A 19,824-nucleotide genomic window follows, 5' to 3' on the forward strand; every position below is an offset into this window, starting at 1 on the left:
CTGTTTAGCAGTATAAAATGCCCAACACCCGCCCAAGCGGGTGTTGGGCATTTCTAAGATTTAGGAAGGGAATATAAAATTGAAAAACAATCTTGTTTTTTTAAAGCAGGCCGGTTTTACGCTGATCGAACTCATGATTGTGGTGGCCGTCATCGGCATTCTTGCCGCCATTTCGCTGCCGCTGTATCAGGATTTTATTGTTCGGACGAAAGTAGCCGAAGGTCTGCTGCTGGCATCGGATCTGAAAGTCGATATTGCGGCCTACGGACGCACCAATCCGACGGAGTTGGACAGTATCATCCGAAGCTGGAACAGTCGGTCGAACAATACGGGAGCGTCCAGCAAATACGTTTCCTCTGTGTTGGCGCATCCGCAAACCGGTGTCATCACGATCAGCTACAATACCCAGGAAGTAGGCGTGGCAGCGGGTGCGAATACTTTGGTTCTGACCCCGCTGGTAAGGAATGATGCGGGCGGCTATCAAACCATGGTTGCCGCTTTTGCCTCTGGCAATACCAATGCCATTGATTGGGCGTGCGCTTCCGATACGCGCATGACGGCGACCGCGCAGGGATTTACCAATGTCCAAAACGGAACACTGCCCTCACGCTATGCTCCCGCTTCCTGCCGCTGATTCGGGCAGATGTCCCGTTCTTTCCCCCAAGCCGATTAACCGGACAACAGTATGTCTGATTCCGTCAAACAATCCCGTTGGCGTTACGCCGCCAAGCTGGCTTTAATCCATTTGTCCATCAATGTTGCTGTGGCATTGGTAGTTGCCGTTTTGATATTCGGCGTATGGTATCCGCAGCCGTATCCCGAACTGATGGGGGGATTGAAGCTGCTCGGGCTGATTGTGGCGGTGGATATGGTGTGCGGCCCGGTGCTTACTTCTGTTTTGGCCAATCCCGCGAAGCCGAAACGCGAAATGGCAACCGATTTGTCGCTGGTGGCCGTTATCCAGCTTGCTGCCCTGATATACGGCCTGCACGCTGTTGCGCAGGCGCGCCCCGTGTTTTTGGCTTTCGAGGCCGACCGGTTTACCGTGGTGAGTGCGGCGGAAATCGATCAGGACAAACTAGGCGAAGCCTTGCCCGAATTCCGTTCCCTGCCGTGGTGGGGAGTGAAACGCATCGGATTGCGCGATGCTAAGGACGGCAACGAAAAACTGTCCAGCCTGCAAATGTCGCTGCAAGGAGTGGAACCCAGTGCGCGTCCGGATTGGTGGACGGAAGAAACCGATGCCTACCGTGAGCGCATCCGTAGCAAAATGAAGCCGCTCTCGAACTTGGAAAAAATGTATCCCGATAATGCGGATTTGTCTGCTGCTGTGGAAAAAAGCGGTTTGCCGCCGCAGGATTTGTACTATCTGCCGTTTACCTCGCAAAAAAACAAATCTTGGACGGTTCTGATGGATAAAAACACCGGTTTCAAAGCATTTGTGCATTTGGATGCTTTTGGAACAGAATAAAATCATAGTACAAGAGGCCGTCTGAAAACCTGCTTTGCGGGTGTTCAGACGGCCTCTTAATGATTGGGGCACTTGGAATCTTTACGGCTGACAAAAGCCGTCATGCTGACGCAATGCGGCCTTATGCCGTTGCGCTAAAAAGTCAGAACTGACGCGAAAATGCAGTTTATACCTATACTGCCAGCGGAAGGTATGCTTAGTGCGTTAAAATTAAAAAATCATATAAAACATAAAGATAAATAAGGAAAGCAGTCAAAATTGTCCGCTGGCACGGGCATTGCTTGAAACATTTCATCCGCAACGGGCAGCGTAAAAAGCAAAGCCCGCAGGAAACAAAGTTTTAAAAGATGTGCCAAACACATTATGGCTGATTGATTCAAGGCTGTGCCGCATGGGGCGGTAAGGTCTGATTTTAAAAAAACGGCAATTTCGCCGAATACTAACTTGGAGTTAAAACATGAAAGCAATGCAAAAAGGTTTCACCCTGATCGAGTTGATGATCGTTGTCGCCATTATCGGCATCTTGGCCGCTATCGCCCTGCCGGCCTACCAAGACTACACAGTACGCAGCCGCATTACCGAGGGTTTGAACTTGGCTGAGTCTGCTAAAACCATGCTCGCTACCGATGCTACTTCCAGCAATGACTTGGACATCGCTATAGCCGCTTGGAATCGTCAGGTTAACAACAAAGGTGCTACTTCCAAATATGTAACCAGCGTTTTGATGGAAGCTGCTTCCGGCGACGAAAAACGCGGCGAGCTGACTGTTACATTCGACGGTGCTGCCGTTGGTGTGAAATCGGATCAAAATACTTTGGTTTTGACTCCTTGGATCAATGACGGTACTAACAAAATCCGTTTGGCTAAGGCGTTGGTTGACGGCGTTGCCGGTAACCTCGACTGGTCCTGCCAATCCGCTACTACTGCTACCGCTGTGAAACAAATCGGTACTGCTGGTACTGTTGGCACCGTGCTGGAAAAATACGCTCCTTCGCAATGCCGCTAACCGCTGTTTAGCAGTATAAAATGCCCAACACCCGCCCAAGCGGGTGTTGGGCATTTCTAAGATTTAGGAAGGGAATATAAAATTGAAAAACAATCTTGTTTTTTTAAAGCAGGCCGGTTTTACGCTGATCGAACTCATGATTGTGGTGGCCGTCATCGGCATTCTTGCCGCCATTTCGCTGCCGCTGTATCAGGATTTTATTGTTCGGACGAAAGTAGCCGAAGGTCTGCTGCTGGCATCGGATCTGAAAGTCGATATTGCGGCCTACGGACGCACCAATCCGACGGAGTTGGACAGTATCATCCGAAGCTGGAACAGTCGGTCGAACAATACGGGAGCGTCCAGCAAATACGTTTCCTCTGTGTTGGCGCATCCGCAAACCGGTGTCATCACGATCAGCTACAATACCCAGGAAGTAGGCGTGGCAGCGGGTGCGAATACTTTGGTTCTGACCCCGCTGGTAAGGAATGATGCGGGCGGCTATCAAACCATGGTTGCCGCTTTTGCCTCTGGCAATACCAATGCCATTGATTGGGCGTGCGCTTCCGATACGCGCATGACGGCGACCGCGCAGGGATTTACCAATGTCCAAAACGGAACACTGCCCTCACGCTATGCTCCCGCTTCCTGCCGCTGATTCGGGCAGATGTCCCGTTCTTTCCCCCAAGCCGATTAACCGGACAACAGTATGTCTGATTCCGTCAAACAATCCCGTTGGCGTTACGCCGCCAAGCTGGCTTTAATCCATTTGTCCATCAATGTTGCTGTGGCATTGGTAGTTGCCGTTTTGATATTCGGCGTATGGTATCCGCAGCCGTATCCCGAACTGATGGGGGGATTGAAGCTGCTCGGGCTGATTGTGGCGGTGGATATGGTGTGCGGCCCGGTGCTTACTTCTGTTTTGGCCAATCCCGCGAAGCCGAAACGCGAAATGGCAACCGATTTGTCGCTGGTGGCCGTTATCCAGCTTGCTGCCCTGATATACGGCCTGCACGCTGTTGCGCAGGCGCGCCCCGTGTTTTTGGCTTTCGAGGCCGACCGGTTTACCGTGGTGAGTGCGGCGGAAATCGATCAGGACAAACTAGGCGAAGCCTTGCCCGAATTCCGTTCCCTGCCGTGGTGGGGAGTGAAACGCATCGGATTGCGCGATGCTAAGGACGGCAACGAAAAACTGTCCAGCCTGCAAATGTCGCTGCAAGGAGTGGAACCCAGTGCGCGTCCGGATTGGTGGACGGAAGAAACCGATGCCTACCGTGAGCGCATCCGTAGCAAAATGAAGCCGCTCTCGAACTTGGAAAAAATGTATCCCGATAATGCGGATTTGTCTGCTGCTGTGGAAAAAAGCGGTTTGCCGCCGCAGGATTTGTACTATCTGCCGTTTACCTCGCAAAAAAACAAATCTTGGACGGTTCTGATGGATAAAAACACCGGTTTCAAAGCATTTGTGCATTTGGATGCTTTTGGAACAGAATAAAATCATAGTACAAGAGGCCGTCTGAAAACCTGCTTTGCGGGTGTTCAGACGGCCTCTTAATGATTGGGGCACTTGGAATCTTTACGGCTGACAAAAGCCGTCATGCTGACGCAATGCGGCCTTATGCCGTTGCGCTAAAAAGTCAGAACTGACGCGAAAATGCAGTTTATACCTATACTGCCAGCGGAAGGTATGCTTAGTGCGTTAAAATTAAAAAATCATATAAAACATAAAGATAAATAAGGAAAGCAGTCAAAATTGTCCGCTGGCACGGGCATTGCTTGAAACATTTCATCCGCAACGGGCAGCGTAAAAAGCAAAGCCCGCAGGAAACAAAGTTTTAAAAGATGTGCCAAACACATTATGGCTGATTGATTCAAGGCTGTGCCGCATGGGGCGGTAAGGTCTGATTTTAAAAAAACGGCAATTTCGCCGAATACTAACTTGGAGTTAAAACATGAAAGCAATGCAAAAAGGTTTCACCCTGATCGAGTTGATGATCGTTGTCGCCATTATCGGCATCTTGGCCGCTATCGCCCTGCCGGCCTACCAAGACTACACAGTACGCAGCCGCATTACCGAGGGTTTGAACTTGGCTGAGTCTGCTAAAACCATGCTCGCTACCGATGCTACTTCCAGCAATGACTTGGACATCGCTATAGCCGCTTGGAATCGTCAGGTTAACAACAAAGGTGCTACTTCCAAATATGTAACCAGCGTTTTGATGGAAGCTGCTTCCGGCGACGAAAAACGCGGCGAGCTGACTGTTACATTCGACGGTGCTGCCGTTGGTGTGAAATCGGATCAAAATACTTTGGTTTTGACTCCTTGGATCAATGACGGTACTAACAAAATCCGTTTGGCTAAGGCGTTGGTTGACGGCGTTGCCGGTAACCTCGACTGGTCCTGCCAATCCGCTACTACTGCTACCGCTGTGAAACAAATCGGTACTGCTGGTACTGTTGGCACCGTGCTGGAAAAATACGCTCCTTCGCAATGCCGCTAACCGCTGTTTAGCAGTATAAAATGCCCAACACCCGCCCAAGCGGGTGTTGGGCATTTCTAAGATTTAGGAAGGGAATATAAAATTGAAAAACAATCTTGTTTTTTTAAAGCAGGCCGGTTTTACGCTGATCGAACTCATGATTGTGGTGGCCGTCATCGGCATTCTTGCCGCCATTTCGCTGCCGCTGTATCAGGATTTTATTGTTCGGACGAAAGTAGCCGAAGGTCTGCTGCTGGCATCGGATCTGAAAGTCGATATTGCGGCCTACGGACGCACCAATCCGACGGAGTTGGACAGTATCATCCGAAGCTGGAACAGTCGGTCGAACAATACGGGAGCGTCCAGCAAATACGTTTCCTCTGTGTTGGCGCATCCGCAAACCGGTGTCATCACGATCAGCTACAATACCCAGGAAGTAGGCGTGGCAGCGGGTGCGAATACTTTGGTTCTGACCCCGCTGGTAAGGAATGATGCGGGCGGCTATCAAACCATGGTTGCCGCTTTTGCCTCTGGCAATACCAATGCCATTGATTGGGCGTGCGCTTCCGATACGCGCATGACGGCGACCGCGCAGGGATTTACCAATGTCCAAAACGGAACACTGCCCTCACGCTATGCTCCCGCTTCCTGCCGCTGATTCGGGCAGATGTCCCGTTCTTTCCCCCAAGCCGATTAACCGGACAACAGTATGTCTGATTCCGTCAAACAATCCCGTTGGCGTTACGCCGCCAAGCTGGCTTTAATCCATTTGTCCATCAATGTTGCTGTGGCATTGGTAGTTGCCGTTTTGATATTCGGCGTATGGTATCCGCAGCCGTATCCCGAACTGATGGGGGGATTGAAGCTGCTCGGGCTGATTGTGGCGGTGGATATGGTGTGCGGCCCGGTGCTTACTTCTGTTTTGGCCAATCCCGCGAAGCCGAAACGCGAAATGGCAACCGATTTGTCGCTGGTGGCCGTTATCCAGCTTGCTGCCCTGATATACGGCCTGCACGCTGTTGCGCAGGCGCGCCCCGTGTTTTTGGCTTTCGAGGCCGACCGGTTTACCGTGGTGAGTGCGGCGGAAATCGATCAGGACAAACTAGGCGAAGCCTTGCCCGAATTCCGTTCCCTGCCGTGGTGGGGAGTGAAACGCATCGGATTGCGCGATGCTAAGGACGGCAACGAAAAACTGTCCAGCCTGCAAATGTCGCTGCAAGGAGTGGAACCCAGTGCGCGTCCGGATTGGTGGACGGAAGAAACCGATGCCTACCGTGAGCGCATCCGTAGCAAAATGAAGCCGCTCTCGAACTTGGAAAAAATGTATCCCGATAATGCGGATTTGTCTGCTGCTGTGGAAAAAAGCGGTTTGCCGCCGCAGGATTTGTACTATCTGCCGTTTACCTCGCAAAAAAACAAATCTTGGACGGTTCTGATGGATAAAAACACCGGTTTCAAAGCATTTGTGCATTTGGATGCTTTTGGAACAAAATAAGACAAGTCATATAAAAGAAAGGCTGTATGAACTCCTGTGAAACGGGAGTTCATACAGCCTTTTGCCTTTATTCGATAACAATTTTCGGAAATGCTCTGCTGTAATCGCGGCCTTTGTCGGCGATGGCTAGTGCGATTTGGAAGGCGGCTTCGGTGTAGACGGCGGCGATGGCGGGGTGGTTTTGCAAAAGCTGTCCGGCCGCGCCACTGTCCATGGCTGCGCGCACGGGTAGGGAAAGGGGAAGCTGCCCGAGCAGGGGGACGTTCAGGCGGGCTGCCAGATTTTTGCCGCCTTCGGTGCCGAACACGGCTTCGGCGTGTCCGCAGTTGGTGCAGACGTGTACCGACATATTTTCCAATACGCCGAGTATCGGAATATTGACTTTGTCGAACATATCCACCGCTTTGCGTGCGTCGATCAGGGCGATGTCTTGCGGGGTGGTAACGACTACCGCGCCAGTTACGGGGATTTTCTGCGACAGGGTAAGCTGGATGTCGCCGGTGCCGGGCGGCAGGTCGATGAAGAGATAGTCCACGTTGTCCCATTCGCTTTGGAACATGAGCTGCTGCAAGGCCTGACTGGCCATGGGGCCGCGCCATACGACGGCTTGGTCGGCATCGACGAGAAAACCGATGGACATGACTTGGATGCCGCTGTCGGATTCGACGGGGATGAGTTTTTTGTTTTTTTGGTCGGGCTTGCGGTCTTGCACGCCGAGCATGGTGGGCTGGCTGGGGCCGTAGAGGTCGGCATCGAGTACGCCGACGCGCGCGCCCATCATCGCCATTGCGGTGGCGAGGTTGGCGGTAGTGGTGGATTTGCCCACGCCGCCTTTGCCCGAGGCAACGGCGATGATGTTTTTTACGCCTTTGATGGTGGCAACGCCGGGGCGGACTTTGTGGGTAAGGATGTCGGCGGACAGGTGCAGGTGCAGGGTTTCGGCGCAGCCTGCGGCGGACAAGGCCGTTTGTACGGCGGCGGCAAGGGCTTCTTTGATGTGGCCGTAGGGGAAGCCGAAGGTGAGATCGATGTGCAGGCCGTCTTTTTCCTGCCAAACTCGCTTCACGGCTTTTTCGCCGCCGAGGGTGCGTTCCGTGCCGGGTATGGCAACGGCGGCAAGGGCGCGGGCGTATGTTTCGGTGTCCATTTTTTGTCCTTTCTTTTGGTGTGCGGGGATTTCGGTATTCAGGCCGTCTGAAAACTGTAAAACGGTTTTCAGACGGCCTTTTGTATGTCGGAGCTTGTTTTTATTGTGCGCCGACGGTTACGGCGTTGGCTTTTGCGGGATCCAGCCTGCGCTGCCAGGCTGCCCTGACTTGCGCGGCGGTTACGGCTTCGATTTGCTGTGTGTAGCGGTCGTAGTAGTTGAGCGGCAGGTTGTTCACGCCGATGTTGGCGGCGAGGGCGACGGTTTTGGCGTTGGTGTCGTGGCTCATGGGGAAGCTGCCGGTGATGTTGTCTTTGGCTTGGCGCAGTTCGGCTTCGGTGGGGCCGGTTGCGACGAAGTCGGCGATGACTTGGCGTGCGGCGGCGAGGGCTTCTGCCGCGCTGCTTTTTTTGGTGGTGAAAGACACGGCAAACGGGCCTTTGCGGGCAAGCGGGGTGTAGCCGGAGGATACGCCGTAAACCAGGCCTTTTTCGTCGCGCAGGGTTTTCATCAGGCGGCTGTCGAAACCGCCGCCGCCGAGGATGTAGTTGCCCACGGCAAGGGCGTGGCGGTCGGGGCTTTGGCGTTCGGCGAAAGGCAGGCCGATGGCGACGGCGGCCTGTTCTTTGCCGGAAAAGGGCAGGTTTGCGCTGCGGCCTGCGGCGGCGGGCGCAGGCGGGATGTCCCGCACGGCGGCGGTGTCGGGCAGGCCGTCGAGTAGGGCGGCGGCGGCGGTGTCGGCCTGTTTGCGGGTAAGGTCGCCGACGATGGCGATGTAGGCGTTGTTTTTGGCGTACAGGCTGCGGTGGTGGCGTTTGAGGGTGTCGGCGGAAACGGCAAGGATGTCGGTTTCTTCAAGGCGCGCGTTGTTGGCATAGGGGTGGCTGCCGTAGTTGAGTTTTGCCAGTTCGCGGGCGGCGGCGAAGGCGGGGTTGCTGAGGTTTTGCCGCAGGGCGGTGGCGGCTTGTTTTTTCTCTCGTTCGAGAACGGCGGAATCGAAGACGGGATGGGCGATGATTTGGTTGGCGAGTTTGAGGCCGTCTGAAAGGGTTTGCGGCCTGCTGAGAGAGGCGAAGGAAACGGCGGCGTTTTCGACACCCGCGCTTGATCCTATGCTTACGCCGAGGCGGTTGGCTTCATCGCGGAGCTGCTCTTCGCTGTATTTGCTGCTGCCGGAATCGAGCATGGCGGCGGTGAAGGAGGCCGCGCCTTTTTCGCTTTCGCCGGCCTGCCCCGCGCCTTTGAAGGTGATGCCGATATTGACGATGGGCAGCCCGTGGCGTTCGACGAGGACGACGGTTGCACCGTCTTTGGTCTGCCAGCGTTGGAATTCGGGGGCGGCATGGATGGGGGCGGCGGCGAGGAAAACGGGGAGGATAAGGAGGATTTTGTTCATTTTTCTGCCTTGTTGCGGATGATGCGGGCGGAGGGGGTTTTCAGACGGCCTGTACGCTGCCGCGCCGCGTTCTGCTGCTGCGGCAGCACTGTGATTTCGGCGGCGGGGCTTTGGAGCAGGAGACGGGCGGCGGCCTGCACCTGCGCAGGCGTTACCGCGAGCAGGCGGCGCAGCACTTCGTCTTCGGTCTGCCAGCCGAAGCCGTTGTGTTCGAGTGTGCCCAGCATGTCGGCGCGGCTGCGTACGGAGTCTTTGGCGAAGATTTTTTCGGCTTCAAGGGGATGGCGGATGAGTTCGAGTTCCTGCGGCGTTACGCCGTGTTCGGCGATGTCGCGGATTTCGCCGGTGAGGCGGGCTTTGAGCGCGGCGGGCGTTACGCCGCCGTTGGGCATGGCGGTAACGGCGAAGAGGGCATTTTTACGGCCGTAGTTGTTGTAGCCTGCGGACACGGCCAGTGCCACTGCGTCGCCGCGTTGCAGTTTTTTGTCGTAGCGTGCCGAATCGGTGCCGGCCAGCACCAGCGAGAGCATTTCCAGCGCGTAGGGCATTTCGTCGGTAATTTTTTGCGCACGCGGCATGCGCCAGCCGATGCCGACAATGGGTTGGGCGGTGGCGGCGCGGATTTCGGCGGTAAACAGAGGTTCGGCGAAGGCGGGGTTTTCGGCTTCATCGTTGCGCGGCGGCAGCTCGCGGGCGGGAATGCCGCCGAAAAGTTTTTCCACCGTTTTAACCGTGTCTTGCGCGTTTACGCCGCCGACGATGACCAGCGTGGCGTTGTTCGGTGCATACCATTGGCGGTACCACGCGCGCAGATCGTCGGCTTTGAGCGTGTGCAGGTCGTCCATATAGCCGATAACCGGAGCGCGGTTGAAAGGCTTGTGCCACATATTGATATTGAGCGTTTCCCACATTTTGCCGGCGGGGCTGTCTTCGGTGCGCAAACGCCGCTCTTCGCGGATCACATCCATTTCGTTGGCGAAATCACGGTCGCTGAAATTGAGGCCGGTCATGCGGTCGGCCTCCATTTTCAGCACTTCTTCCAGATTTTTTGCCGCAATATCGGTGGTGTACACCGTTTCCGTGCGGTTGGTGTAGGCATTGTCGCTGCCGCCCAGCGCGGCAATGCGGCGGCTGAACGCCCCCGCAGGCACGGCTTTCGTGCCTTTGAACATCATATGTTCGAGCGCGTGGCTCAGCCCTGTTTTGCCCGTGTGTTCGTCCACGCTGCCCACCTTGTACCACAGCCGCACCGCCGCCACCGGCGCACGCTTGTCTTCCGACACCAGCACCTTCATCCCGTTGTCCAGCTTCAAGTGCAGCGTCTGCGCTTCGAGCGCGGGTGCGGCGGACAGCAGGAAAATCCACAAATAACGCTTTACCACGCAGCATCCTTTCCAAAAATGCGAAAAGCCGCCATCTTAGCGGCACAAATGCCGTCTGAAAAGCAAAAAAGGCCGCCCGACGCATCCCGCTTGCGTTACAATCCGCCGCCTGACAAGCCGCGCGGCAAAAGGAACACATCCTTGTTGCGCCTGCTCAAACGCCGCCGCACCAATCAAAGCGGTATCCGGGCAAACCGGTACAAACCGCCCCCGAAGGAACATACAGCAATGGCACTATTCGACTTCCTCTTCAAACGCAAAACCGACACTCCCGCCCCTCCCGTTTCAGAAGACAGCCCGCCAACGCAGAGGCCGTCTGAAAACGACATCCCCGCACCGCCCGCAGCCGAAGCCGCAGAAGCCGTAGAAGCCGTAGAAGCTGCAGAAGCCGCCGACGAACGCGAGCAATTCCTGCGCGACATCCGCAGCAGCAGCAACAGCAGCCAGCGCAGCAGCCTGCTGCGTTCCGATGCGGGAAACAGTACGCAAGACGCAGCGGAACACGAAAACGCAACACAGGAAAACACAGCATCCGACCCCGTTTCAGATGGCCTCGAAGCAACAAACAGGCCGTCTGAAAACCCAAACCCGTCCGCCCGGTCGGCGCAAGAAACAGCGGCAGACGCAACGGCTGACGAGCCGACCGCCGCGCATACGGATACCTGCGCAACGGTACACAGGCCGTCTGAAAACCGCCCCGCAGCCGACGCGGCAACGGCAGAAACGGCAACAGGCGCAAACCCGCCCGCCGTCCGCGCAGAAGAGCCGCCCGCAGCCGAAAGCCGCAGCGGCTGGGCGGCGCGGCTCAAACAAGGCCTCGGCAAATCGCGCGACAAAATGGCCAAATCCCTCGCCGGCGTGTTCGGCGGCGGCAAAATCGACGAAGACCTCTACGAAGAACTCGAAACCGTTCTGCTCACCAGCGACATGGGCATCGAAGCCACAGATCAAATCATGGAAGACGTGCGCCGCCGCGTTTCCCTGAAAGGCCTGTCCGACGGCACCGAACTGCGCCGCGCCCTCAAAGAATCCCTGTACGAGATGCTCGCCCCGCTGGAAAAACCCCTCGAAATCCCCGACAACGGCCAACCCTTCGTCATCATGATGGCCGGCATCAACGGCGCGGGCAAAACCACCTCCATCGGCAAACTGGCCAAATATTTCCAACAGCAGGGCCAATCCGTCATCCTGGCCGCCGGCGACACCTTCCGCGCCGCCGCCCGCGAACAGCTCCAAGAATGGGGCGCGCGCAACGGCGTAACTGTGGTTTCCCAAGAAAAAGGGGATGCCGCCGCCGTCTGCTACGATGCCGTCGAGTCTGCCAAAGCCCGCCATACCGGCATCGTCCTCGCCGATACCGCCGGCCGCCTGCCCACCCAGCTTCATCTGATGGAAGAAATCAAAAAAGTGAAGCGCGTCCTGCAAAAAGCCATGCCCGACGCACCGCACGAAATCATCGTCGTTTTGGACGCAAACATCGGCCAAAACGCCGTGAACCAGGTCATTGCCTTCGATGACGCGCTGGGCGTAACCGGCCTCATCGTTACCAAACTCGACGGCACCGCCAAAGGCGGCGTACTCGCCGCCCTCGCCGCCGCCCGCCCGATTCCCGTGCGCTACATCGGCGTGGGCGAAGGCATAGACGATTTGCGCCCCTTCGATGCCCGCGCCTTTGTGGACGCGTTAATCGACGGCTGATTCCGATTCGCCGGCGAAGTAAAGAAAGGCCGTCTGAAAATGTTTTCAGACGGCCTTTCCGTGTTTTTTAACAACACCGCTGCTGTATTGCACGGCAACAAACAGCGGAGGTGTCTTCGCCCATTCCCACATATGCCGCTGCTGTGGGGTGTGCCGCCTCGGCGACGCACGCGTTTTCTGTTTGGTAACAAATCCACGCGGTTTTCAAAGTATCGGAACATACAATAAAAAATGCGTCCTTGCCGTACTCTCCATACTGTCTGCGGCTTTTTGTCCGATTATTAAAACGAAGGCCGTCTGAAAACGTTTTCAGACGGCCTGTTTGTTGTGAAGCGGTCAGATGCCGAACGAGGCGATGGACGATTCGATGTCCTGCATGGTGTGCTGGTCTTCGAGTGCTTCGCCGACGGTAATGCCGTAACGGGCACCGGTATCACGGCCGGTCTGCTTGGAGATTTCGGCGCGGGTAACGTATTCGAGCAGGGTTTCGCGCTCTTCTTCGTTCAGGCAGCGCAATGCGCCCGCGTGGATTTTGATGTCTTCGTAATCGTCGATGACGATGGTTTTGGGATCGAAGGCGGCATGCCATTCGTTGCGCAGCATGTTCAACAGTTTTTTCATATTTGGCCCCGTTAGGTGTTGTTTTGTTGTATGGCCGCATTATAGTACAACTCCGGATAAATGGTATATTTTTTTGACGTACGGTGTATGAATTTGTGTAAATGTGGATTTTACAGGCAAAAAAAATGCCGTCCGACAAGCGGACGGCCAAACACATTATGGGAAAACGTCATAGAAAAAACCGCACGGGCAAGGGATTAGACCCGAGCGGCACGGCGGATTATACGGGCGGACGGCTTGCTGTGCAATTTTTTTCTTTCGGTTTGGACGGGCGCGGGTGGCGGATTTACTGGTTGGCGCGTATCCATGCGAGCCAGGGGGCGAAGAGTTCGGGATTGAGGGCGGCGATGGCGGAGCGTTGGAAGACGTGTCCGCCGCTCCAAAAGTCGTCGCCTTCGAGGGTGGCGATGCAGCCGCCGGCTTCGGCCAGGATGAGTGCGCCGGCGGCGTAGTCCCACAGCTTCTGACCGCCGTGGACGTATACGTCCATGCGTCCGGCGGCAAGGTAGCACCAGTCGAGGGTGCTGCTGCCCATGCTGCGGATGCTGCCGACGGGGGACAGGGTGTTCATGCGGCCGGCCAGCGTGCCCGAGCGCAGGTATTTGATTTCCACGCCGGCGATGGCGCGGTGCAGTTTTTTGCCGCGCACGGCCAGCGGCAGGCGGCGGCCGTTGAGAAACGCGCCTTTGCCCGCTTCGGCGGCGAAGCATTCGTCGGCCACGGGGTCGTACACCACGCCGAGTACGGATTTGCCACGGCGCATGAGGGCGGCGGAGAGGGCGAAGTGGGGAAAGCCGTTGGCGAAGTTGGTGGTGCCGTCGATGGGATCGACCACCCATAGGCCGTCGTGGTTGTGCAGCCAGAGGTCGCGCTGCGTTTCGTCGTCCATTTCTTCGCCGAGCATCGGGCAGTCGGCGATTTGCGGCAGGGCGGCGGCGAAAGCGGCCTGCGCGGCGAGATCGGCTTCGGTAAGGATGCTGCCGTCGGGCTTTTCGTTTGCGCCTGCGTTGAGAAAGTACGGCATCACTTCGGTGCGGGCGATGTGTTTGACCAGTGTTTGTAACGCTTGCAGCACGGTATGGTCCTTTTATTCCGTTGCGGCCGTCTGAAAAGCATTTTCAGACGGCCTTTCTTGTATAATCGCAAACTATATTAACCGATTTTTACCGATTATGCCCCGCTTCTTCGCCGACACCGCGCTTTGCTGCGGCGCAACCGTTTCCCTGCCCGACAATGTGGTGCGCCATCTGCACGTTTTGCGCTGTCGGGCGGGCGGGGAAATCGTGCTGTTTAACGGAGACGGCTGCGAATATTCCGCCGTACTCGCGCGGTTGGACAAGCGCGCGGCGGCGGCGGAAATTCTGGCGCAGAGGCCGTCTGAAAACGAGTCCCCGCTGGCGGTTACGCTGGTGCAGGCTGTGTCTGCGGGGGAGCGGATGGATTTTACCCTGCAAAAAAGCGTCGAATTGGGCGTGTGCGAAATCATCCCCGTGGTCAGCACCCGATCGGTAGTGCGGCTTGAGGGCGAGCGGGCGCACAGGCGCGTTGCCCGCTGGCAGGACATCGTTGTGTCCGCCTGCGAGCAGAGCGGCCGCTGCATGATTCCGAAAGTGCGGCCGCTGCTGTCCTACCAAGAGGCTCTGGCGCACCTGCCCGATGCGGGCGCGAAGCTCCTGATGAGCCTCAACGGCCGCCAAAGCCTGCGCGACATTCCGCCGCCGCAAAGTGTTGTTTTGATGGCCGGCCCCGAAGGCGGCTGGACGGCGCAGGAAGAAGCCGCGGCCTTTGCCGCCGGTTTTGCCGGCTTCGCCCTCGGCCGCCGCGTTCTGCGCACCGAAACCGCCGCCCTCGCCGCCCTCGCCGCCATGCAGACCCTGTGGGGCGATTTTTAACATCTGTTCCGACCAGCCCGTTTGAGGCCGTCTGAAAATGCGGATTGCGCAGCCCAAAGCGCGGTTTCCGTGTTTTCAGACGGCCTGCAATCCCGCAAACCCGATATTTTTCAGAAAGCCCGACATGACCTACCGGCAAACCACTTTCATCGTTAACGAACGCACCGCCGAAGAATTTTCCGACGCATTGATGGCATACGGCGCGCTCTCCGCCGCCATCGAAGATGCCTACGCCGGCACGGAGGAAGAACAAGCCATCTTCGGCGAGCCGGGTATGCCCGCCGAACAGGTTTGGCAAAACAGCAAAGTGCTGGCCCTGTTTGCCGGAGATGCCGACGTAGCCGCCGCCATTGCCGCCGCCGCCGCATCTTTGGGCATTGCCGTGCCGCCCTACCGCAGCGAAGAGCTGCCCGAACAAGACTGGGTGCGCCTGACCCAGTCCCAGTTCGAACCCATCCGCATTTCCGACCGCCTGTGGATTACCCCTTCGTGGCACACCGCCCCCGACCCCGCCGCCGTCAGCCTGCAACTAGACCCCGGGCTGGCCTTCGGCACCGGCAGCCACCCCACCACCCGTTTGTGCCTGCAATGGCTGGACCGGCATCTCAAAGGCGGCGAAACCGTACTCGACTACGGCTGCGGCTCGGGCATTCTCGCCATTGCCGCCCTCAAACTCGGTGCCGCTGCCGCCGACGGCACCGACATCGACCCGCAGGCCGTGTCCGCCGCGCAAAGCAATGCCGCCACCAACGCTGTTCCCGCCCGTTTCTTTCTGCCCGACGCGCTGCCGGCAGGGCAGTACGGCATCGTTCTTGCCAATATTCTTGCCAACCCCCTGCGCCTGCTCGCCGCCCTGTTGGCCGAGCGCACGCAGCAAGGCGGCCGCATTGTCCTCTCCGGCCTGTTGGCCGAACAGGCGGGCGAGCTGTCCGCCGTTTACAGCCAATGGTTCGACCTTGATCCCGCCGTCAGCGACGAAGGCTGGGCTTGTTTGAGCGGAGTGAAACGCTGAGTTCGGCCAACGCAGGAAAAGGCCGTCTGAAAACCATAAAACAGTTTTCAGACGGCCTTTCGCTTTTTGCCGCCTTGCTACCGTCGTGTAGGGTGTGCCGCCTAAGCGGCGCACGCGTCTTTTGCTGCGCTACGGATTTGTTTGCTGAAATCTTTGCCAAACCGCTGTTGCTTTTTTGCAGGCATAAACACAGAGACGATTCGGGGATTTTTACATTCCCATCGTGCGGGAATCCGCAATCGCGTGCGTCGCTTAGGCGACACACCCTACTTTAAACGGCAGAGGCCGTCTGAAAACCCGTTGCAAGGTTTTCAGACGGCCTTTTTAATGTTGTGCGGCAGGTTTACGCGAAAGTGCGTACCGGCAAATCGAACAGGCGCAGGGCGGTGCGCAGCATTTGGCAGGTAAAGCCCCATTCGTTGTCGTACCAGGCGAATACTTTGACCATATTGCCGTCTACGACTTTGGTAATCGTGCCGTCAAATGTGCCGGCGACGGTGGTGTGGTTGAAGTCGCTCGAAACCAGCGGCAGGGTGTTGTAGCCCAGCACGCCTTTCAGACGGCCTTCTGCGGCGGCCGCCTGCATCAGGGCGTTGATTTCGTCGGCGGAGGTGGCGCGGGCGGCTTCGAAAGTCAGATCGACGAGGGAAACGTTGACGGTGGGAACGCGGATGGAGAGGCCGTCGAGTTTTCCTTTGAGTTCGGGCAGCACCAGTCCCACGGCTTTGGCCGCGCCGGTTTTGGTGGGAATCATGTTTTCCACGCCGCTGCGGGCGCGGCGCAGGTCTTTGTGGCGCACGTCGGTAACGGTTTGGTCGTTGGTCAGCGCGTGGATGGTGGTCATCGCGCCTTTGACGATGCCGATGTCCGCGCTCAATACTTTGGCAACGGGGGCGAGGCAGTTGGTGGTGCAGGAAGCGTTGGAGACGACGGTCATCGCAGGAGTGATGACTTCGTCGTTCACGCCGTATACGACGGTGGCATCGACATCGTCGCCGCCCGGGGCGGAAATCAGCACTTTTTTCGCGCCGCTATCAAGATGGACTTGTGCTTTGGCTTTGCTGGTAAATGCGCCGGTGCATTCGAGCACCAAATCCACGCCCAGTTCGCGCCAGGGCAGTTCGGCCGGGTTGCGGGTGGAGAAGAAGGGGATTTTGCGTCCGTCGATAATCAGGTGGTTTTCGTCGTGGGAAACTTCGGTGGCGAAGCGGCCGTGTACGGTGTCGAATTTGGTAAGGTGGGCGTTGGTTTCGATGCCGCCGCTGGCGTTGACGGCGACGATTTCCAGTTGGTCGCGGAGATTGTAGTCGTAGATGGCGCGCAATGCTTGGCGGCCGATGCGGCCGTAGCCGTTGATGGCAACTTTGATGCCCATGTCGGAATCCTTGTGTCTTTGTGGTTTGCGGGAATTTTGGCGGGGCGGATTATAGCAAAGTGTAATCTGGTGTAGTCAAAAAAGGCCGTCTGAAAATACGGCTTGGGGAGTGGGAATACGGCGGACGCGGAGACAAAAAAATGCCGCCTGAAAACAGGCGGCCAAACACATTACGGGGAAAACGTCTTACTCACTTACTTGCTAGGAAAAGCAAAGTATCTATCAGACGGGGCGGATAATAAACGGCTGTGGGCGGTTATTGACGAGATGACGATATTCGGCACTTTTTTACGATTATCGGTATGTTTGTGCGGAAAGAAATGCTGTTGCCGCCGCCGGAAACGGGAAAGGCCGTCTGAAAAGCCGCAAAACGGGTTTTGCGGCTTTTCAGACGGCCTTTCATGCTGCTGCGTAGGGTGTGTGGCGTAAGCCACGCACGCGGTTTCTGTTCTTGGCAAGTACGCAGATTCGTTACGGCATTCCATCTCACAAACGGCAGGCCGTCTGAAACGGGCTTTTCAGACGGCCTTTTGCCTTGCGGCGGTATCTGCCGGAATCAGCCGGCTTTTGCCGCTTTGTATTGCGGGTGGATTAGGTTTTCGGGCGACAGGATGTCGTCGAGTTGTTCCGCGTCGAGCAGGCCGAGCTCCAATACGGCTTCGCGTACGCTTTTGCCGGTTTGGGCGCAGATTCTGCCTACTTTGTCGCCGTTGTGGTGGCCGATAAAGGGGTTGAGGTAGGTTACGATGCCGATGGAGTCGAATACGTAGCGGGCGCAGGTTTCGCGGTTGGCGGTGATGCCGTCGATACATTTGCCGGCCAGATTGACGCAGGCGTTGCCGAGGATGGCGATGCTCTCGAACAGGGCCTGGCCGATGACGGGTTCCATCACGTTGAGCTGCAATTGTCCGGCTTCGGCGGCAAAGGTAACGGCGGTGTCGTTGCCGATAACTTTGAAACAGACTTGGTTGACCACTTCGGGAATCACGGGATTGACTTTGGCGGGCATGATGGAGGAACCGGCCTGCATTTCGGGCAGGTTGATTTCGTTCAGTCCGGCGCGGGGGCCGGAGGAGAGCAGGCGCAGGTCGTTGCAGATTTTGGAGAGTTTGACGGCGAGGCGTTTGAGGGCGGCGTGCATACTGATGTATGCGCCGCAGTCGGAAGTGGCTTCTATCAGGTTGGCAGAGGCTTTGCAGGGCAGGCCGCTGATTTCGGCGAGCTTTTGCACGGCCAGCGGGGCATAGCCTGCGGGGGTGTTTACGCCGGTGCCGATGGCGGTGGCGCCGAGGTTGATTTCCAAGAGCAGCTCGGCGTTGCGTTGCAGGTTGGCGTTTTCTTCTTCCAACAGTACGGCGAAGGCGGCAAATTCCTGACCGAGCGACATGGGTACGGCATCCTGCAATTGGGTGCGCCCCATTTTCAGGATGTCGGCAAATTCTTCGGCTTTACGCTCGAAAGCCTGTTTCAGACGGCCTGTTTTTTCCAGCAGGGCGGTGATGCTGTTGTGTACGGCGAGACGGAAGCCGGTGGGGTAGGCATCGTTGGTGGACTGGCTGGCGTTTACATGATCCATCGGGTCGATGATGTTGTAGCTGCCTTTGGGTTGGCCGAGGATTTCGAGGGCGAGGTTGGCGATGACTTCGTTGGTGTTCATATTGACGGAGGTGCCCGCGCCGCCCTGGTATACGTCGGAGGGAAACTGGTCGAGGCAGCGGCCTTTGAGCAGAACTTCGTCGCAGGCGCGGTCGATGGCTTCGGCTACTTCGGCAGAAAGTACGCCCAGCTCGCGGTTGGCGCGGGCGGCGGCTTTTTTCACCATCACCATGCCGCGTACGAATTCGGGGGTGTCGGAGATGGTTTGGCTGGAAATATTGAAGTTTTCCACGGCGCGCAGGGTGTGGATGCCCCAATAGGCTTCGGCGGGGATTTGGCGTTCGCCCAACAGATCGTGTTCGGTACGGGTGGTCATGTTTTTTCTCCAATGGGTTGCGAATGAAAATAACCGCCGTGCGGTACGGCGGTTATTTTGCCCGATTCGGCAGGGCTTTCCAACCGGTTTTGCCATCGGGGTGCGGCCCGGATGCGGGAGGCCGTCTGAAAACAAAGTATGTCTTTTCCCGCTTATCTGCCGTTGTTTTTGCGGAGCAGGAAATGCCATGCCAGCCAGGCGAGCGGCCACAGGCGGCGCAGGGGGCGCGGGGCGAGGCCGCGGGCGGCACGGCTGCTGCGGCTGTCGGCAAAGGCGGCGGCGAGAAGTTCGGCCGTGCGGACAAGGTTGGCCGTGCGCGTCCGCCGCCGTTGTTTTATCTGCCGCAGCCTGATGTGCTCGGCGCGTACTTTCAGCCGCGCCAGTTCGATTTCCAGTTGCAGGATTTCGCGTGTCTGCCGCCGCTGCTCATTCATCGCCGCGCTCCTTTTTTTTGGCTGTTTCGCCGCGCAGGCAGGCGATGTCGTCGCGGATGCCCTGTATGGCGGCGGCCATGTTTTCGTTTTGCACGCGCCAGACGGAGGCGATGCGGCGGAAGGAGAGGAAGGCGGCCAACAGGCAGAGGAAGGCGGTGGAGAAGAAGACGGCCAGCGCGGCGGTGCCGTCTAGCAGGCGGTTGAGGCCGAACATGAGGGCGAGGACGGCGGCAAACAGGCACACCGCCGCCAAGAGCAGCGACAATGCGATTTTGAAGGTGCTTTCGGCCTGCTCGGCCATGTCGAGGCTCAGCAGGCGCAGGCGCAGCAGCAGCAGGTCGGTGCCTTTGTCGAACAGGGTTTTGGTGTGGCCGATTTCGTCTTTGATGCCCATGGCGTATTCCGTGTGTCTGGATGGTTTGCCGGAATCGGGATGATAGGAGAGGCCGTCTGAAAAGGGTTTT

General features: G+C 57.3%; 21 protein-coding genes. 11 read left to right on the forward strand and 10 right to left on the reverse strand.

Annotated features, from left to right (window positions below):
- The first annotated feature begins 79 nt into the window (after positions 1 to 79).
- The 8 genes from DYE40_RS03740 to tfpZ (DYE40_RS03775) all read left to right on the forward strand — a co-directional run bounded on the left by DYE40_RS03740 (position 80) and on the right by tfpZ (DYE40_RS03775) (position 6,431).
- Complete coding sequence (locus DYE40_RS03740; RefSeq protein ID WP_280529836.1) at positions 80 to 634, forward strand: pilin; 555 nt, start codon at positions 80 to 82, stop codon at positions 632 to 634.
- 51 nt (positions 635 to 685) lie between these two features.
- Positions 686 to 1,471, forward strand: coding sequence for a TfpX/TfpZ family type IV pilin accessory protein (gene tfpZ, locus DYE40_RS03745; protein ID WP_115307795.1), 786 nt, complete (start codon positions 686 to 688; stop codon positions 1,469 to 1,471).
- A 457-nt stretch (positions 1,472 to 1,928) separates the two neighbouring features.
- Entirely contained in the window at positions 1,929 to 2,477 is a 549-nt protein-coding gene (locus tag DYE40_RS03750) for a pilin (protein ID WP_172461201.1), read from the forward strand.
- A gap of 82 nt (positions 2,478 to 2,559) precedes the next feature.
- A complete protein-coding gene (locus DYE40_RS03755; protein ID WP_280529836.1) occupies positions 2,560 to 3,114 on the forward strand; it encodes a pilin in 555 nt (184 codons plus the stop codon).
- Between the two features lie 51 nt (positions 3,115 to 3,165).
- Complete coding sequence (tfpZ, locus tag DYE40_RS03760; protein WP_115307795.1) at positions 3,166 to 3,951, forward strand: TfpX/TfpZ family type IV pilin accessory protein; 786 nt, start codon at positions 3,166 to 3,168, stop codon at positions 3,949 to 3,951.
- 457 nt (positions 3,952 to 4,408) lie between these two features.
- The gene (locus DYE40_RS03765) at positions 4,409 to 4,957 is read left to right on the forward strand and encodes a pilin (protein WP_172461201.1); all 549 of its coding nucleotides are present in this window, start codon (positions 4,409 to 4,411) and stop codon (positions 4,955 to 4,957) included.
- A gap of 82 nt (positions 4,958 to 5,039) precedes the next feature.
- On the forward strand, positions 5,040 to 5,594 hold the full coding sequence (locus DYE40_RS03770; protein WP_280529836.1) for a pilin: 555 nt from the start codon (positions 5,040 to 5,042) through the stop codon (positions 5,592 to 5,594).
- Between the two features lie 51 nt (positions 5,595 to 5,645).
- Positions 5,646 to 6,431, forward strand: coding sequence for a TfpX/TfpZ family type IV pilin accessory protein (gene tfpZ / locus DYE40_RS03775; protein WP_115307796.1), 786 nt, complete (start codon positions 5,646 to 5,648; stop codon positions 6,429 to 6,431).
- Between the two features lie 67 nt (positions 6,432 to 6,498).
- On the opposite strand, the gene apbC is transcribed toward tfpZ (DYE40_RS03775), so the two are convergent.
- From apbC to DYE40_RS03790, 3 genes are all read right to left on the reverse strand, one after another.
- Positions 6,499 to 7,578: an iron-sulfur cluster carrier protein ApbC gene (gene apbC, locus DYE40_RS03780; RefSeq protein ID WP_115307797.1), complete on the reverse strand. Its 1,080-nt coding sequence runs from the start codon at positions 7,576 to 7,578 to the stop codon at positions 6,499 to 6,501.
- Between the two features lie 100 nt (positions 7,579 to 7,678).
- On the reverse strand, positions 7,679 to 8,974 hold the full coding sequence (locus DYE40_RS03785) for a M16 family metallopeptidase (protein ID WP_115307798.1): 1,296 nt from the start codon (positions 8,972 to 8,974) through the stop codon (positions 7,679 to 7,681).
- Entirely contained in the window at positions 8,971 to 10,356 is a 1,386-nt protein-coding gene (locus tag DYE40_RS03790; protein WP_115307799.1) for a M16 family metallopeptidase, read from the reverse strand. The genes DYE40_RS03785 and DYE40_RS03790 overlap by 4 nt, the downstream gene beginning before the upstream one ends.
- Before the next feature lie 228 nt (positions 10,357 to 10,584).
- Between DYE40_RS03790 and ftsY the strand changes: the two genes are divergently transcribed.
- The gene (gene ftsY / locus DYE40_RS03795) at positions 10,585 to 12,054 is read left to right on the forward strand and encodes a signal recognition particle-docking protein FtsY (RefSeq protein ID WP_172461202.1); all 1,470 of its coding nucleotides are present in this window, start codon (positions 10,585 to 10,587) and stop codon (positions 12,052 to 12,054) included.
- 336 nt (positions 12,055 to 12,390) lie between these two features.
- Here the strand turns inward: ftsY and DYE40_RS03800 are convergent, their stop codons facing one another.
- Positions 12,391 to 12,675: a hypothetical protein gene (locus DYE40_RS03800; protein ID WP_115307800.1), complete on the reverse strand. Its 285-nt coding sequence runs from the start codon at positions 12,673 to 12,675 to the stop codon at positions 12,391 to 12,393.
- A gap of 286 nt (positions 12,676 to 12,961) precedes the next feature.
- Positions 12,962 to 13,750, reverse strand: a complete 789-nt coding sequence (locus DYE40_RS03805) for an inositol monophosphatase family protein (RefSeq protein WP_115307801.1) — start codon at positions 13,748 to 13,750, stop codon at positions 12,962 to 12,964.
- A 97-nt stretch (positions 13,751 to 13,847) separates the two neighbouring features.
- On the opposite strand from DYE40_RS03805, the gene DYE40_RS03810 reads away from it, so the two are divergent.
- Together DYE40_RS03810 and prmA are read left to right on the forward strand one after the other, a co-directional pair.
- The gene (locus tag DYE40_RS03810) at positions 13,848 to 14,567 is read left to right on the forward strand and encodes a 16S rRNA (uracil(1498)-N(3))-methyltransferase (protein ID WP_115307802.1); all 720 of its coding nucleotides are present in this window, start codon (positions 13,848 to 13,850) and stop codon (positions 14,565 to 14,567) included.
- Between the two features lie 124 nt (positions 14,568 to 14,691).
- Positions 14,692 to 15,579: a 50S ribosomal protein L11 methyltransferase gene (gene prmA, locus DYE40_RS03815; protein WP_115307803.1), complete on the forward strand. Its 888-nt coding sequence runs from the start codon at positions 14,692 to 14,694 to the stop codon at positions 15,577 to 15,579.
- 343 nt (positions 15,580 to 15,922) lie between these two features.
- Here the strand turns inward: prmA and gap are convergent, their stop codons facing one another.
- The 5 genes from gap to DYE40_RS03835 all read right to left on the reverse strand — a co-directional run bounded on the left by gap (position 15,923) and on the right by DYE40_RS03835 (position 19,754).
- Complete coding sequence (gap, locus tag DYE40_RS03820; RefSeq protein WP_115307804.1) at positions 15,923 to 16,954, reverse strand: type I glyceraldehyde-3-phosphate dehydrogenase; 1,032 nt, start codon at positions 16,952 to 16,954, stop codon at positions 15,923 to 15,925.
- 194 nt (positions 16,955 to 17,148) lie between these two features.
- Positions 17,149 to 17,388, reverse strand: a complete 240-nt coding sequence (locus DYE40_RS12200) for a hypothetical protein (protein WP_147286570.1) — start codon at positions 17,386 to 17,388, stop codon at positions 17,149 to 17,151.
- Positions 17,389 to 17,510: 122 nt separating this feature from the next.
- A complete protein-coding gene (gene aspA / locus DYE40_RS03825; RefSeq protein ID WP_115307805.1) occupies positions 17,511 to 18,926 on the reverse strand; it encodes an aspartate ammonia-lyase in 1,416 nt (471 codons plus the stop codon).
- Positions 18,927 to 19,078: 152 nt separating this feature from the next.
- Complete coding sequence (locus DYE40_RS03830; RefSeq protein WP_115307806.1) at positions 19,079 to 19,360, reverse strand: hypothetical protein; 282 nt, start codon at positions 19,358 to 19,360, stop codon at positions 19,079 to 19,081.
- On the reverse strand, positions 19,353 to 19,754 hold the full coding sequence (locus DYE40_RS03835; protein WP_115307807.1) for a phage holin family protein: 402 nt from the start codon (positions 19,752 to 19,754) through the stop codon (positions 19,353 to 19,355). Before DYE40_RS03835 ends, DYE40_RS03830 begins: the two co-directional genes overlap by 8 nt.
- Positions 19,755 to 19,824: the final 70 nt, after the last annotated feature.

This window comes from Kingella potus, assembly GCF_900451175.1.
GTDB lineage: Bacteria > Pseudomonadota > Gammaproteobacteria > Burkholderiales > Neisseriaceae > Neisseria > Neisseria potus.